Source organism: Candidatus Cardinium hertigii (assembly GCF_003788695.1).
The window spans coordinates 39,882-53,558 of the sequence record NZ_RARA01000027.1; the positions used below are offsets into that span (position 1 = coordinate 39,882).

Here is a 13,677-nt window from a genome sequence, read left to right on the forward strand (position 1 = left end):
ACTAAACACCTAAATTGAGGCCGCTGCAATAGAAAACAAAAATTTTATAAAAAAAGGAAATCTATACAAAAGTGTTAGTTAAAAGCCTTAAAAAGGACATAAACTATACTATTTTAATGATTAGTCCTATTTTTTTCTTTGTTTGCCAATTTAACAGCTTGTTTTGCTGGCCAAAAGGAAGCAAAGGCTCCAAAGATAAGGGTTGTCATAGCTATAGATAAGCAATCACTACCCTGCATGGCTACGGGATAAGCAACGGATCCAGTACGGCTAAGTTTAGTGAGTGTAATAAGTTCAAATTTTTGCTGTAAAAAACCAACCGTTACTGCAATGATTAAGCCATATAGAATGCCTTCTAAGGATACCAAAAGCCCATTGTATAAAAAAAGTTTACCTATTTGGGTTGGCGCAGCACCAAGTGCAGCTAGTAGCGCTATATCTTTTTTCTTTTCTAGAATGAGCATACATAGCATAAAGAAAATATGCAAAGAAGCTAATAGTAATACCAAAGTAAAAATAAAATATACAGAGAGTCGTTCAATATAAATAGCGTTACGCTTAGCTGCGTTCTGCTCGTATCGATTGGATACTTTTAATTCTTTTGGTAAAAGTTTTTGTATATCCGCTTGCGTTTTGGTTACATTAGCGCCATTCTCTATAATTACTTCCCAATAGGTACGTTTATGTAAGCAGTTGGTTAACTTTTCTACAAAGTTTATAGGCGTAATAATATATTTACTATCTATTGTATCCGTTATAGAAAATAAACCACTTACCTCCAAAATTTCTCGTTTATATGGTTTACCTAGGCTAAGGTTTAGGCTGTTTATTTGGGGATAAAAAACCTCTATAGTATGGTTGCTAGATTTTAATTGTAACAATCTTCTAATATGTATGCCCATAATAGCTTGTTCTTTTCCTCCCTTGGTTCCAGTAAAGGTAATGGCATCTATACGTCTACAATTTCTGTAAAAATCGCTTTGTTTAAAATTATCTGAGACGCCCTTGATGGTTACAATGGCTTGCTTACCATTATATCGTATTAGTGAGGTTTCTTCCAAAATTTCTACTATATCAGTGACACCGGGAATCTCTGTAATGCTTGCTTTTAGTTTGGTATTACTGAAAAAGGTTTTACCTGTTTTGCGCTCTATTTTTAGTGCAGAAGTATAGGCATAAAATAAAGAAGCGTATAATTTTTCCACTCCATTCATAGTAGATAATATTAATATTAAAATAGCCGTTCCTAATGCTGTGCTGTAACAAGTAAGCCTAGATAACCTGTATACCAATGTTTTTTTTTCATTTTTAGCATAACGCTTCGCGATAAAAAAATAAATTTGCATGGTTGATGATTTTATCCATTTTTTTAAAAAAACTACTTATTTTAAAGCTACTTTTTTTGCTTGATCAAAAAAAGTAGCCAAAAAAATCAAGCGCTGGTGAACAAAGCTGTTGAAAAATCAGGCTGCAAGCTGAAAATCAGAACTCGCTCTCTGGTTACTCAATGGATTATTGCATTAAATTTTAAAAAAAGCATTTGATCACTTGCATAAAAGTAAACTTTACATTACCTTCACCTGCTAAAAGCTATAAAAGCTATAAACTTATTATTTAAGTTATAGTTTATAAAAACTAGTAATAAAATAAGAAACGCAACCATATAAGAAACGCAATTTAAAATTTTTTCATTTTTGTATTATGTATTGGACACTTGAATTGGTATCTCATTTAGAAGATGCTCCTTGGCCAGCTACTAAGGATGAGTTAATAGACTATGCTAAACGGTCTGGAGCCCCCTTGGAGGTTATTAGAAATTTAGAAGAGTTGGATGATGATGATTATCCATATACATCTATTGAAGAAATATGGCCTGATTATCCGACAGGAGATGATTTTATTTTTAATGAGGATGAGTATTAATAAGGTACATATTAAGCTTATATAACTATGTATCAGCTTAATATGTATTTTTACATGACGGCTTTTCATGCACTTGTTTTGGTAATCATTACTAGTAAATAAGCAGTTGTTTTTTTAATCATAGTGCATGGTTGACCGACTGTATTGGATACAGTTGGGAAAACTATCCATTAAGATTATTTATTAAGATTATCTATTAAGCTAGCGGTATATCCTGAACCTCTATTAAAATTGGTATGCTACATCTTTTTAGATGTTGGTTCTAGAGACTTTTAGTCGTACCTACTGTCATATAAAAATTAAGTATATGTTACAAAGTGTAAGGTTAATCAGTGGATTAATACTTTTTTTACCTATTCTATTTAGATTCCAAGCCTATGCGCATAGCGTTACTGAGCATAAGCTTGGAACAATAACCATAAAATCCATAGCCACTATGGATCCAATGCCCGTTAAGCCATATCCTTATCTCCGTTTGATCAAATGGCTTTCCCCTATAACGCATAAATCGTTAATTTATAGACATATTGATCTCAAGCCCGGAACTATTTTCCATTACCAAGATCTGCTGCGTATAAAGAAAAAATTATTAGCATTGCCCTACTTTTCGACCGTATTCGTTACAAGCAAACCAATTCCTTCTGATAACCAAACAGAAGTGGTTGATATAGTCATACAAACACAGGATCGGTTCCCTATAACTGCTGATTTTGATCTTGAACAGGGGCCTCTTTTTACCATAAGGCATAACAATGCATGGGGATATGGGCATATTATAAGCAATCAGTTTTTTCTAAAAAAAAGATGGGGATATGGGTTAGAATATGAGCTACCTAGCTTAAATGGGAATTATCTACTAGGGGGTCAATGTTATAGACAAATAAGGAATAAAAAGAAAAAAGAGGATTCTTATAAATTTGATTTTCAAAATCTATGGATCGGTAAGTTTTTTTACATAAAAGCAACAACAGAACTTTTGTCCTATTATTGGCTTGTTGCCTTGAGTGGTTATAACAAAAAATTTGTTATACGTCCTACTGTTACCAATATGGAAAATAGGCCTTATCATAACCAAAAATTTATTTTAGCCAAACTAGGATGGGTAGTAGATGGTTACGTAAGCATAAAGAATGTATATGCGCTTGAGTGTTTGGAGCTATTACCCAAGGGAGGATCTATAGAAATATTATGTGGGTACCAAAAAAGTGAATATAATAGAAATAGGCCATATGTCGGCATGTCTTGCATTAAAAATGTAGTAAATACTTCCTCTTCTTTTTGCAAATATTTACACTTGAGCTGTAAAACAGCTGCTTTTCTTCATAAAAAAGTTTTAGAAGAAGGAGTGTTGGCATTAAAATTAGATTATGTTGGTTCTCTCATGTATACAGAGTATAATGATATTCGGCAATTTATCCGTATGAACTATATCACAGGTTACCGTATGCCCAAGGAACGGATGTTGGGAATCAGTGAGCGTGATCCTGAGGAATTAGCAAAACCTGAAAAAGAGGATCTGTATGGCATTAGTCAGCCTATCAATGCACGGCTACATGTGGATGTGTATAGCACCTTCCATAGGCCTATGGTAGTAAAACCCCTACGTTTTGTTGTGCTTGGATTTACTAAATTTATAGCGCTCTACAATCGCAATAATGCGTTATTGAATCCCACATTGATAAACAATTATGGAGTGGCTCTTCGACTAGCGCATATGATCAGACCATGGCCCACACTGGAGTTGGCCATGGCGTATAGCCCCTTATTACGCAAGATGGTACCATCGGTAACGCTTTCTATTTGTCATTTTAAGAATAATATAGCTAAGCCTACACTTGTGCCTTACAGTTAATAGTTACTGATATTATGTAGTGGCTTATTTCGCATCCAAACTTTTGACGCTTGAGAAGGTGATTAGATACGATGTGCGTAAGATACGCAATGAAAATAGTGCATTCCTTATTTACCTATCATATGTTTTCTATAGAAGAACTTTATCAAAAATATTTGATCAATCGGGCGGTAACCATTGACGCTCGTCATGTCCCTCCAGGGGCACTTTTTTTTGCTATTCGAGGTACTCGTTTTAATGGTAATGCCTTTGCTGCAGAAGCCTTAGCAAAAGGGGCCAGTTATGCCATTATAGATGACCCTGCCTATGCAGGGCCATCCACTGCTTATATAGTGGTAGAGGATAGTCTCTCTATGTTAGTGCAACTCGCCTCTTACCATCGTTCGCAATATGGTCCTGATTTTTCTATTATAGCTGTAACAGGCTCTTATGGTAAAACTACTACTAAAGAACTTATTTATAGTGTTTTAAGCACTACTTATAGAACAGTAGCTACCAAGGGCAACTTGAATACTATTATTGGGATTGCTTTAACACTTTTGAAATTGGCTCAAGATACTCAAATAGCTGTTATAGAGATGGGTGCCACACAATTGGATGATATTGCCTTATGTTGTAAAATAGTTCAACCTACGCATGGCCTTATTACTGCTATTGGAGAGGTTCATTTAGAAGTAACTGGTAGCTTAAAGCGTGTGACGCAGGGTAAAGGATTTGGTACTTTAGAGGGCGTGATACAAGGTAAAGGAGAATTATATGATTACCTCTATATTACTGGGGGGATTGTTTTTTTGAATACGCTAGACCCTTTATTACTAACTTTAAGCAAACGTTTTACCCAGCCTATTACTTATCCTCAAGCTACCGATTATGCACCGCTTGATTTGATGGCCGAGGAGCCTTTTTTACGTTATAGATCGGCAGAAGGAGCGGAAGTTACTACCCATTTATTAGGAAAATCCCATATATATAATATAGCAGCAGCGCTTTGTGTAGCCAAGTATTTTAAGGTAGCCCCAGCGGCAGCCCATCAAGCCATTCAAGCCTATATTCCCGCCAATAAACGGATGGAGTTTGTTACCAAAGGTAGCAACCAATTCATTATTGATAGCTATAATGCAAGTCCTGCTTCGGTGCAGTTAGCACTTGATGCACTGTTACAATTGAAAGTACGTTATCGGGTGGTGATTTTGGGTGATATGGCTGAATTAGGGAGCCAAACTACTGCTTGGCATAACAAGATTGTTAAACAGCTTTTGCATCCTGGTTATGATTTGGTTCTACTATGTGGTGCTTTTTTTATGGCTGCTGTAGATAAGGTATTTCATGCTAAAATGCATGGTTTTGCTAATAAAGAAGTGTTAGCTGATTATTTACGTAGTCATCATTTTCAACATAGTGGAATTTTATTCAAGGGGGGGAATACCGTAGAAATACATACGCTAGTAGAGCTAGTAAGGGAGCCATAAGATTTTATATTTTCGTTATGTTTTAGTAACTTTATGCTAGCCTTCGTATGGTGAGATTTTAACGGATAGGTGGGTGAGTGGCTGAAACCAGCAGTTTGCTAAACTGCCGTATGGATTACTCTGTACCGGGGGTTCGAATCCCCCCCTATCCGCTTATTTTAGAGAAAGCGCCTGTTTTAATTCGGGGCGTAGCGTAGCTCGGTTATCGCGTCTGCTTTGGGAGCAGAAGGTCGCAGGTTCGAATCCTGCCGCCCCGACGGCCTCTTTATATCATAATTATAGAAACAAATAGAAAAAAGGTCAGTATCATGCTGGAATGCTTAGATACATTTTGTATGCGTTTTTGTGGGTTCCGTAGCTCAATTGGATAGAGCAACTGCCTTCTAAGCAGTAGGTTGAAGGTTCGAGTCCTTCCGGTACCACCATTGTTTGGTGGCGTTTTTACCGAAAGGGGAATCGATATGCTAAATGTATTTCTACTACTCCCATAATAATTTCAATACTATAATAGCCGCAGCGCATGCTAATGTGATACTGCTTTGTATAATAAGAGGCGTTAATGATAACGCTATTCCATAAATAATCCATAATAATGAATCAATAGTAATTACTATATACATTATTAATGAAATACTTTTTGTAGAACGGGATAATACAATTTTTATTAGTTGAGGCAAAAGCGATAGCGTACCTAACCCCGCTGCTATGAATCCTAGTATTTCTATGTGTTTTACTGTATACTGCAACATATATTATTATATTAATGTATTATGTTTTGTTAGGACTTGGCCGGCCCGTTCCTTTGAACAAGGCCTCCGGTAATACATTTACCTGAACAGATCCACCTATCTACTACAGGCTTACCAACAATTTACATATTTTCTAGTTGATTTTAGATACTGTATAAGCTTTTTTACTAATTTTTCTTTTTTACTAAATTTGGAATACAAATTAATAAGGATAATTTCTTTGAATTTTTACGCCAATGATTGGTATGGATTGAGCATTAGATCATTCTCTGCAACCTTTTTATATTGGCTCTTTTTTTATTAAATTTGCCTGTATTTGTATTGTTAACAGGGAGCAGGAGTAGGAATAGGATGGTATTTCGGATGCTTATGGATTAACCATTAGATAATACATATAAGTACAAGTTAGATAATACATACAAGAAGAGTTAGATTTTTAAAATATTATAAATTAATGCATATGAAAACAATAGAGATTTTAGGGTATAAAAGAGCAAATCTCGGTAAGGTTGAATCTAAAAAGTTAAGAATAGATGCACAGGTACCTGGTGTACTATATGGAGGAACAGATCAAGTGCATTTTTCTGTGCCTATGGTTTTTTTACGTGATTTGGTTTACACGCCTCATGCGCATTTTGTAGATTTAAATATTGAAGGATCTGTTTACAGATGTATTTTACAAGAAATACAATTCCATCCTGTAAGTGAAATGATATTGCATGTAGATTTCTTGCAAATTTTTGATGACAAAAAAATAAAAATGGAAATACCTACGGCATGCACTGGCAAAGCGAAAGGTGTGGAAAAAGGGGGTGTTCTTTCTAAAAAACAAAGAAAGCTAGTTGTGTTTGCTTACCCTAAAGATATGCCATCTGTATTGGATATAGACGTTTCTGAACTTGATTTGGGTCATATTGTGCGCGTACATCAAATTCCCACAAAACACTATACCATTTTGGCATTGCCTAATACTCCAATAGCTTCTATTGAGATTCCAAGGGCATTGCGTAGTGCTACAAGTAAAGAGGAGAAAAAGGGTAAGAAGTAGTATAAAAACAGAAATCTACTTTTCTGTTATGAAGCTATTGCTAGTTGGATTGGGCAATATCGGTGCCGATTATGTTTATACCAGGCATAATGTGGGCTTTTTGGTAATAGATCATCTGGCACGCCAACAAAAAGTTACTTTCCAGGCAGACCGATTGGCTGTTATGGCTTCTTTTGCTTATAAAGATCATCAAGTCTATTTGATTAAGCCGACAACCTATATGAATAACAGTGGTAAAGCTGTTAGATATTGGTTGAATACCTTACAAATACCGATTGAACAAATGGTGGTAACAGCAGATGACGTTACGCTACCTTTTGGTACCATGCGTTTGCGTGCCCAAGGTTCTGCTGCAGGCCACAATGGTCTAAAAAGCATCGCTGCTTTTTTAGCAGCAGATTATTATCCCCGTCTTCGTGTGGGCATTGGTAATGATTTTCCTAAAGGAGGCCTTGGTGATTTTGTTATGGAAAATTTTTCACCAAAGGCCTTAAAAGAACTCTCTTTTCAGCTAGACAAGGCAAGTGAAATATTACTTACCTGGTGCCATGCTGGCATCGTACATGCTATGAACCAGTTTAATTAGGGGTATTGTGCTATAAGCACAATTGTAGGAATTGTGGCAAAGCTAATCCGTTAGCTTTGCACAACGTCTTTCCTAATTCAGTTATTGTACCCAGCTATTTTATAGCCTTAGCAATAAAAATTGATATCTAGTGCTAATATAACGTTATGTAAGAGCTTTAATTTTTGCTGCAAAAAACTTAGAGGGTTTAAAAGACGGAATATAATGCTCTTCTACAATAATAGCAGTGTTGGCACTAATGTTACGTCCAATTTTTCTTGCTCGTTTCTTTTTAAAAAAGCTCCCAAATCCACTAAAATGCACACGTTGATTGTCTACTACAGAATCTTGGATTACAGAAAATAATCCATCTATGATGTTCTTTATATCTTCTTTGTCTAGCCCAGTTTTACGGGAAATTGCTAAAATTACTTCTGCTTTAGTCATGGTTTATGAATTGATTTAAAAATTGTATGATACGGTATCTAAGTTCGAATTTTATTTTGATACATCATCATTTACGGTAAATTAATGAAAATGGAGCCATATATTAGACACATTTGTTTTTTTCTACTTGTAACAAGGTAATTAATACGCTTATATAATTACATGCGACCGTTTGAAATTGCAATAATTCTCTCTAAATAAGATGCTTATTATTTTTGATAAATAAAAATTTATCCACTACATTTGTACGTAGATGTAGCAATTCTTTTTTATTAAAGGGTCTGGTAGTTCAGTTGGTTAGAATGCCTGCCTGTCACGTAGGAGGTCGCGGGTTCGAGTCCCGTCCAGACCGCTATTATTTGGTATATATTATAATTTAGATTAGTGATTATATCAAGAATTGCTCCTCTAATCATATAAGGGCTTTGCAGTAGCGCCATCAGCTCTATACGTAAATCTATCTACTTTGTTTTTTCATAGTTATACGCATGATTCAAAGAATTCAATCGCTCTATTTAGCTGTTGTATCTATTTTTATGGTCATTTTTCTGTGTGTTTCTGTTTGGATAAAAATGTCATTGCATAATGCCTGTTCTTTTCTCCTGACGCCCTATGCACTGGTTGGTTCTAGTGGTCAGTATATTACCATGCCTTATGGATTAACTTGTTTGTTAGCTTGTTTAAGTATATTAAGTGCTGCATATGCTATTGTTCGGCATGATAATAGAAAGTTACAGCTTCGTTTAACCTTTGGCATAAACGTTATATTAATTCTATTATTGGTATGGGTTTTTTGGCTTATTAGAAAGGCCGATAGCACATATTTGCTAGTAGATGGTATAAGCAGCTATAAAGCAGGCATTGTATTGCCTTTTATGGCTTTATTAGCTAACGTATTAGCCCGCCATCATATTAAAAATGATGAGAGGCTGGTTAATGAAGATAATTTAAGGTAATGTTTATGCAAAGTCCGTTAGAAATGCCGCATGAGAGAAATCACCATGAAGGCTGGATAATGGTAAGCGTTTATTAGCATCTAAGCTCTCCGCGCTATGCGGCTTTGTGCCAGCCAGTACCATGACAATCCACCAGCGCGTTTGGTTCTAGACCGATGATGGGAAAACCTGGCGGGCATTGTGATGAAGATGCTGACGTTTTAGCTGGTACACAGTTGCCTCAAACATTCAACTGTTTTTGTAATCTCTGCACGAGTAGTATATTTACTAAAGGAGAAACGTATGGCATGAGGGGTTTCTTTTTGTAAAGCGGCTATAACGAGCGAGCCTGTATCACTTCCACTTGTACAAGCACTGCCTGTAGAAGCTGCTATCCCATGAATAGCTAGATTATAAATAAGCATATCGCTGTCCTGCCAAGCAGGCAATGAAATGTTTAATAAAGTGGAACTGCTTTTGGTTAAACTTTCGCTATGGCCATTAAATTTCACGTTAGGAACGTGCATTTTTAATAGTTCTATCATATATTTTTTAATAGAAAATAAATGATTGGCTATTTTTATCCGGTCTCGAAAAGCAATTTCTAGGGCTTTGGCCATTCCAACAATGTGTGCTACATTTTCAGTACCTCCGCGCATATTTAATTCTTGACTTCCTCCACAAATAAGTGGCGTAATGGAAACTTTGGGGTCAATATACACAAATCCAATACCTATAGGTCCGTGTATTTTGTGTGCAGATCCGACTGCAAGCTGGAGCGATCGGAAGTCATGGGTTAGATAATAGATACTTTGGATGGTATCTGAATGAAAAAATGCATTATATTTTTGGCAAAGCTGACCAATGGCCACTATATCTGTTATATTACCAATTTCATGATTAACCTGCATAAAACTTAATAAAGCATGACCATGACTATGACTTTGTAGCCACTGTTCTATTTCATCAAGAAATAGATCTCCACTTTGGTTAACACGCGCATAGGTTAACGTAATTTTGCCCTGTTGCGCTAGTTTTTCTAGCGGCGCACGCACAGAAAGATGTTCCAATGGAGAAGTTAAAACAGCTTGGATATGCATCGCTTCTACAATCCCCCTTAATAGCATATTATTCCCTTCTGTACCTCCAGAGGTAAACAATATTTCAGAAGGAGAAACATTGCATAACATAGCTATTTTTTTTCTAGCTTTTTCAATTGCAGATTTAACCCGACAACCATATCGATGAATAGAGGAGGGATTTCCAAAAATATTAGTCATATAAGGAATCATATCATCCAATACTTCTGGATCTAATTTGGTTGTAGCTGCATTATCTAAATAGATATCCATACTAGCTCTCCATACATCCAGTATAATGTAACATTTGATGGGTTAATCGTTTCATATCTTCTATGGGAATGGTTCGTCTTACTTTTACCATCACTTCAAATAAACTTCTGCGCATAGGATCAAAATGCCCTACACGACATTTAGCTCGATTATGCGCTATGATATAATCTAACACTGGATTGGTTTCCATATCTACATGAAATAGATAATCAAAAGAAACATCTATGAATTTTTGTATACGATCATTTTTTATTTTGCCAAAAGCGGTAATGGCTTCATGCCCAAAAGCATATAGTAAACTACTACTAGGGTACACCCGATCCTTTTCTGTAGTGTAACACACTACAATAACTTTTTTATCCAAATTTTTTAACTCTCGAATAAAACGTTGTACGATTTCATGTTTGGCAGGTGCCTCATAACTATACATTACCCCTATAGTGGCTGCTTTTTTCAGTCCTACATTGCTACGCTCAATAGCTATTTTTTTCGACAAAAATCGGGAAATGATTTTTAAAATAAAAAACTTGAACGTTAAATATAGGTTCATAACTGTATAGAGGTCAAGGGGTAATCTTATAAACAGCAAAAATGCATGCTCATGCTCAGACAGGTATTCAAGTTACAAGTTTTAATTAGTTTTCTCAACCACTCTTTTATATTATACTAGATTTAATGTATCCGTTCACACAATGGCGTCAACTTAAGGTTTAGCTGTTATTGATAACCAAGTAGAATAGGAGGGTAGGCTAATCATGAATTGCCTTAAGTTGACGCCATTGTCCGTTCACTTGCGTGGCAGCCATATTTTATAGATTATAGCAATTAAAGCTACTTTTTTTGCTTGATCAAAAAAAGTAGCCAAAAAAAATCAAGCGCTGGTGAACAAATCTGTTGAAAAGTTCAGGCTGCAAGCTGAAAATCAGAACTCGCCCAGGCCTACAGCCTAGGGCTCAAACAGGCTGATTTTCTACTAAGCTTGCAGCCTTTCTTTTCTAATCACAGCTTTGTTCAAGGCGCATTTTCTATAAACTTACATTATTGTACTATTTTTAATGGGTACGAACACGAATACGCATAGGCCACATGACTGAACGGATACCTAACTAACTGAGCTTATAAATTTTAAATAGCTTTCGAGAAAAAAACTAAAGAACCAAACGGGCAATATCATTTTCTCCTAAAATGGGAATCGCTAATGTTTTTGCTTTTGCCAATTTAGACGATCCAGCCTTACTACCTACTACTAAATAATCGACTTTATCCGAAATAGAAGACAATAGCGTTCCACCTGCTTGCTCAATATATTTAATCAATTCCTGGCGAGTAAACTGCTGAAATATACCAGTAATAACAAATTTTTTAGAGGCTAATGGGAGCTTGCTATGCAGAACTAATTCTTCTTGCATTGCAAATTGCAATCCCGCCTTTTGCAGACCCACCAGGATGGCTTGTTGAAAAGGATCCTGTAGATAATCCATTATGCTTTGTGCAATCTTTTCTCCTACATCTGGTAGCTGTAATAACTCGGTTATGGTAACACGCTGCAATCGCGCCATGCTTTTAAAGTATAAAGCTAGTTTTTTAGCTACGGTTTCTCCCACATATTGAATACCTAATGCAAATACTACTTTGTCAAAAGATTTTGATTTTGAACTTTTAATATTAGATAAAAGTTTTTGGATCATTACTTGTTGAAACCCTTCCAAAGAACGCATCTCTTCATAACGCAGTGTATAAAGATCTACTGCTGTTGTAACCAATTTAGCTTTACATAATGCCTCAACCGTTTTAGGTCCTAAAGAATCAATATCCATAGCTTTGCGGTGGGCAAAATGCAATAAAGCACCTTTGAGTTGAGGCAAACACTGCTGCTTATTAGGACAATAATAGGCAACTGTTCCCTCTTCGCGCTGGAGTACTGTGTGGCAAGCAGGACATATTTGGGCAAAAGCAATAGGCATACTGGTTTTAACACGCCGGGTAACATCTACCCCTACTACTTTGGGAATAATGCCTCCCCCTTTTTCAATAAAAATGGTGTCACCTACATAGAGATCCTTTTTAGCTAACGCATCTGCATTATATAAAGATGCACGACGTACCATGGTTCCGGCCAATGCCATCGGCTGAAAGTGGGCTATTGGAGTAACTACACCTGTTCTACCTACCTGAAAAGTTACCTTTTCTAAGATAGAATGGGCCATGTCTGGCTGATACTTATAAGCAATGGCCCAACGGGGAGATGTTGATGTCATTCCAATCGCTGTTTGTTGAGTCAAATCATTTACTTTAATAACAATGCCGTCTATACCGAAAGGCAGCTCATCTTTGTGTTGTCCCCAATAATGAATATAGGCCATGATTTCTGTAGTATTACTACATAGCTTATAAAAAGGTGCAGTAGCAAAACCTAATTTAGAAAGTAATGCCAAGCCTTCTTGTTGTGTAGCACAAGGATGTGCTTGAGAATAAAAGCTATATCCATAAAATGCTAATGAACGCCCTTTAACTAAATCTATATCTAATGTTTTTAAAGTTCCTGCTGTAATATTACGCGGATTAGCCCATAATGCTTCGCCTTGCTCTTTTCTTACGTTATTTAATGCTTCAAATACAGCTTTAGGCATACAAGCCTCTCCCCGCACTTCAAATGATTGATAGGAAAAATCTTCTATTGTTTTAGGAAATGGTAAACATTTGATAGCATTCCGTGTGATATCATCACCTTTTTCACCATCACCTCGTGTAACTACACGTACCAACTTACCTTGCTCATACACAATACTTAAAGCCATACCATCGATTTTAGGCTCACATAAAAAATCTATAGATGAACCGGGCAGTATCTTGTTCACCCTTGTAACAAATTGCGCTATTTCCTCTTCTAAATAGGTCTTAGCAAGAGAAAGCATAGGTGCTTGGTGATAAACCAAAGAGAAACCTGGAATGGGACGTTCCCCAAGCGCTTCCGTTGGAGAATGCGACTGTTTTAAATGTGGATAGGCTTCCTCTAATAGGCTCAATCGCTTTAGTAATTGATCATACTCATAATCAGAAATTTCAGAAATTCCTTTTTGGAAATAGTTCTCATTTTGATGCTTAATCAAATGCACCAAACGCTTGATTTCATTACCTATAGCTAGTTCGGATGGTTGCATATTCGGATATTTAAATGAACACTATTACTATAAAGGTTTTTTCTTAATACAAAAGGGTTTATGCGCATACACGGTCTTTAAGCAGATGGTTACCAAAAATAAAACAACTACTAACTACTGACTACTGGTTGGTTTTTGTATTAAAATTACACTGCATGGTCAATACTTTGTATCTA

The 13,677-nt window shown here is 36.1% G+C and carries 12 protein-coding genes and 4 tRNA genes; 10 read left to right on the forward strand and 6 right to left on the reverse strand.

Annotated elements, in window-relative coordinates; all coding sequences use genetic code 11:
* Window positions 1-113: 113 nt before the first annotated feature.
* On the reverse strand, window positions 114-1,346 hold the full coding sequence (locus EDM02_RS04740; RefSeq protein ID WP_123663496.1) for an ABC transporter permease: 1,233 nt from the start codon (window positions 1,344-1,346) through the stop codon (window positions 114-116).
* Between the two features lie 355 nt (window positions 1,347-1,701).
* Here EDM02_RS04740 and EDM02_RS04745 point away from each other — a divergent pair, with 355 nt between their 5' ends.
* The 6 genes from EDM02_RS04745 to EDM02_RS04770 all read left to right on the forward strand — a co-directional run bounded on the left by EDM02_RS04745 (window position 1,702) and on the right by EDM02_RS04770 (window position 5,669).
* The gene (locus tag EDM02_RS04745; RefSeq protein WP_123663498.1) at window positions 1,702-1,923 is read left to right on the forward strand and encodes a DUF2795 domain-containing protein; all 222 of its coding nucleotides are present in this window, start codon (window positions 1,702-1,704) and stop codon (window positions 1,921-1,923) included.
* Window positions 1,924-2,230: 307 nt separating this feature from the next.
* Window positions 2,231-3,775: a BamA/TamA family outer membrane protein gene (locus EDM02_RS04750; protein WP_123663500.1), complete on the forward strand. Its 1,545-nt coding sequence runs from the start codon at window positions 2,231-2,233 to the stop codon at window positions 3,773-3,775.
* 89 nt (window positions 3,776-3,864) lie between these two features.
* Window positions 3,865-5,244 carry a UDP-N-acetylmuramoyl-tripeptide--D-alanyl-D-alanine ligase gene (locus tag EDM02_RS04755; protein WP_184891151.1) on the forward strand — a complete coding sequence of 460 codons (1,380 nt, stop codon included), beginning with the start codon at window positions 3,865-3,867 and terminating at the stop codon, window positions 5,242-5,244.
* Window positions 5,245-5,307: 63 nt separating this feature from the next.
* Window positions 5,308-5,396 (forward strand) — tRNA-Ser (locus EDM02_RS04760).
* Window positions 5,397-5,426: 30 nt separating this feature from the next.
* Window positions 5,427-5,501 (forward strand) — tRNA-Pro (locus EDM02_RS04765).
* Between the two features lie 91 nt (window positions 5,502-5,592).
* Window positions 5,593-5,669 (forward strand) — tRNA-Arg (locus EDM02_RS04770).
* Between the two features lie 54 nt (window positions 5,670-5,723).
* Here the strand turns inward: EDM02_RS04770 and EDM02_RS06165 are convergent.
* The gene (locus EDM02_RS06165) at window positions 5,724-5,993 is read right to left on the reverse strand and encodes a SemiSWEET family transporter (RefSeq protein WP_123663504.1); all 270 of its coding nucleotides are present in this window, start codon (window positions 5,991-5,993) and stop codon (window positions 5,724-5,726) included.
* A gap of 454 nt (window positions 5,994-6,447) precedes the next feature.
* Between EDM02_RS06165 and EDM02_RS04780 the strand changes: the two genes are divergently transcribed.
* Both EDM02_RS04780 and pth read left to right on the forward strand, forming a co-directional pair.
* Window positions 6,448-7,041 (forward strand): 50S ribosomal protein L25/general stress protein Ctc, encoded by a 594-nt coding sequence (locus tag EDM02_RS04780; protein WP_317614979.1) that lies wholly within the window; start codon window positions 6,448-6,450, stop codon window positions 7,039-7,041.
* Complete coding sequence (gene pth, locus EDM02_RS04785) at window positions 7,004-7,627, forward strand: aminoacyl-tRNA hydrolase (RefSeq protein WP_317614980.1); 624 nt, start codon at window positions 7,004-7,006, stop codon at window positions 7,625-7,627. Before EDM02_RS04780 ends, pth begins: the two co-directional genes overlap by 38 nt.
* Window positions 7,628-7,771: 144 nt before the next feature.
* Here pth and EDM02_RS04790 read toward each other — a convergent pair whose 3' ends face one another.
* Window positions 7,772-8,053, reverse strand: coding sequence for an HU family DNA-binding protein (locus EDM02_RS04790; protein WP_123663511.1), 282 nt, complete (start codon window positions 8,051-8,053; stop codon window positions 7,772-7,774).
* A gap of 278 nt (window positions 8,054-8,331) precedes the next feature.
* Between EDM02_RS04790 and EDM02_RS04795 the strand changes: the two genes are divergently transcribed.
* Together EDM02_RS04795 and EDM02_RS04800 are read left to right on the forward strand one after the other, a co-directional pair.
* Window positions 8,332-8,405, forward strand: a tRNA-Asp gene (locus EDM02_RS04795).
* A gap of 136 nt (window positions 8,406-8,541) precedes the next feature.
* A complete protein-coding gene (locus EDM02_RS04800; protein WP_123663513.1) occupies window positions 8,542-9,009 on the forward strand; it encodes a DUF4293 domain-containing protein in 468 nt (155 codons plus the stop codon).
* Between the two features lie 200 nt (window positions 9,010-9,209).
* Here EDM02_RS04800 and EDM02_RS04805 read toward each other — a convergent pair whose 3' ends face one another.
* The 3 genes from EDM02_RS04805 to ligA all read right to left on the reverse strand — a co-directional run bounded on the left by EDM02_RS04805 (window position 9,210) and on the right by ligA (window position 13,501).
* Window positions 9,210-10,340 carry a cysteine desulfurase family protein gene (locus EDM02_RS04805; protein ID WP_123663515.1) on the reverse strand — a complete coding sequence of 377 codons (1,131 nt, stop codon included), beginning with the start codon at window positions 10,338-10,340 and terminating at the stop codon, window positions 9,210-9,212.
* Window position 10,341: 1 nt separating this feature from the next.
* Window positions 10,342-10,890 carry a DUF6913 domain-containing protein gene (locus EDM02_RS04810; RefSeq protein ID WP_420886343.1) on the reverse strand — a complete coding sequence of 183 codons (549 nt, stop codon included), beginning with the start codon at window positions 10,888-10,890 and terminating at the stop codon, window positions 10,342-10,344.
* Between the two features lie 598 nt (window positions 10,891-11,488).
* A complete protein-coding gene (gene ligA, locus EDM02_RS04815) occupies window positions 11,489-13,501 on the reverse strand; it encodes an NAD-dependent DNA ligase LigA (protein WP_123663519.1) in 2,013 nt (670 codons plus the stop codon).
* Between the last annotated feature and the right edge of the window lie 176 nt (window positions 13,502-13,677).

Excerpts from the sequence above, each read along its gene's own strand:
- EDM02_RS04740 (WP_123663496.1), bottom strand. The coding sequence starts at position 1,346 with ATGCAAATTTATTTTTTTATCGCGAAGCGTTATGCTAAAAATGAAAAA.
- EDM02_RS04745 (WP_123663498.1), top strand. The coding sequence starts at position 1,702 with ATGTATTGGACACTTGAATTGGTATCTCATTTAGAAGATGCTCCTTGG.
- EDM02_RS04750 (WP_123663500.1), top strand. The coding sequence starts at position 2,231 with ATGTTACAAAGTGTAAGGTTAATCAGTGGATTAATACTTTTTTTACCT.
- EDM02_RS04755 (WP_184891151.1), top strand. The coding sequence starts at position 3,865 with ATGAAAATAGTGCATTCCTTATTTACCTATCATATGTTTTCTATAGAA.
- EDM02_RS06165 (WP_123663504.1), bottom strand. The coding sequence starts at position 5,993 with ATGTTGCAGTATACAGTAAAACACATAGAAATACTAGGATTCATAGCA.
- EDM02_RS04780 (WP_317614979.1), top strand. The coding sequence starts at position 6,448 with ATGCATATGAAAACAATAGAGATTTTAGGGTATAAAAGAGCAAATCTC.
- EDM02_RS04790 (WP_123663511.1), bottom strand. The coding sequence starts at position 8,053 with ATGACTAAAGCAGAAGTAATTTTAGCAATTTCCCGTAAAACTGGGCTA.
- EDM02_RS04800 (WP_123663513.1), top strand. The coding sequence starts at position 8,542 with ATGATTCAAAGAATTCAATCGCTCTATTTAGCTGTTGTATCTATTTTT.
- EDM02_RS04805 (WP_123663515.1), bottom strand. The coding sequence starts at position 10,340 with ATGGATATCTATTTAGATAATGCAGCTACAACCAAATTAGATCCAGAA.
- EDM02_RS04810 (WP_420886343.1), bottom strand. The coding sequence starts at position 10,890 with ATGAACCTATATTTAACGTTCAAGTTTTTTATTTTAAAAATCATTTCC.
- ligA (WP_123663519.1), bottom strand. The coding sequence starts at position 13,501 with ATGCAACCATCCGAACTAGCTATAGGTAATGAAATCAAGCGTTTGGTG.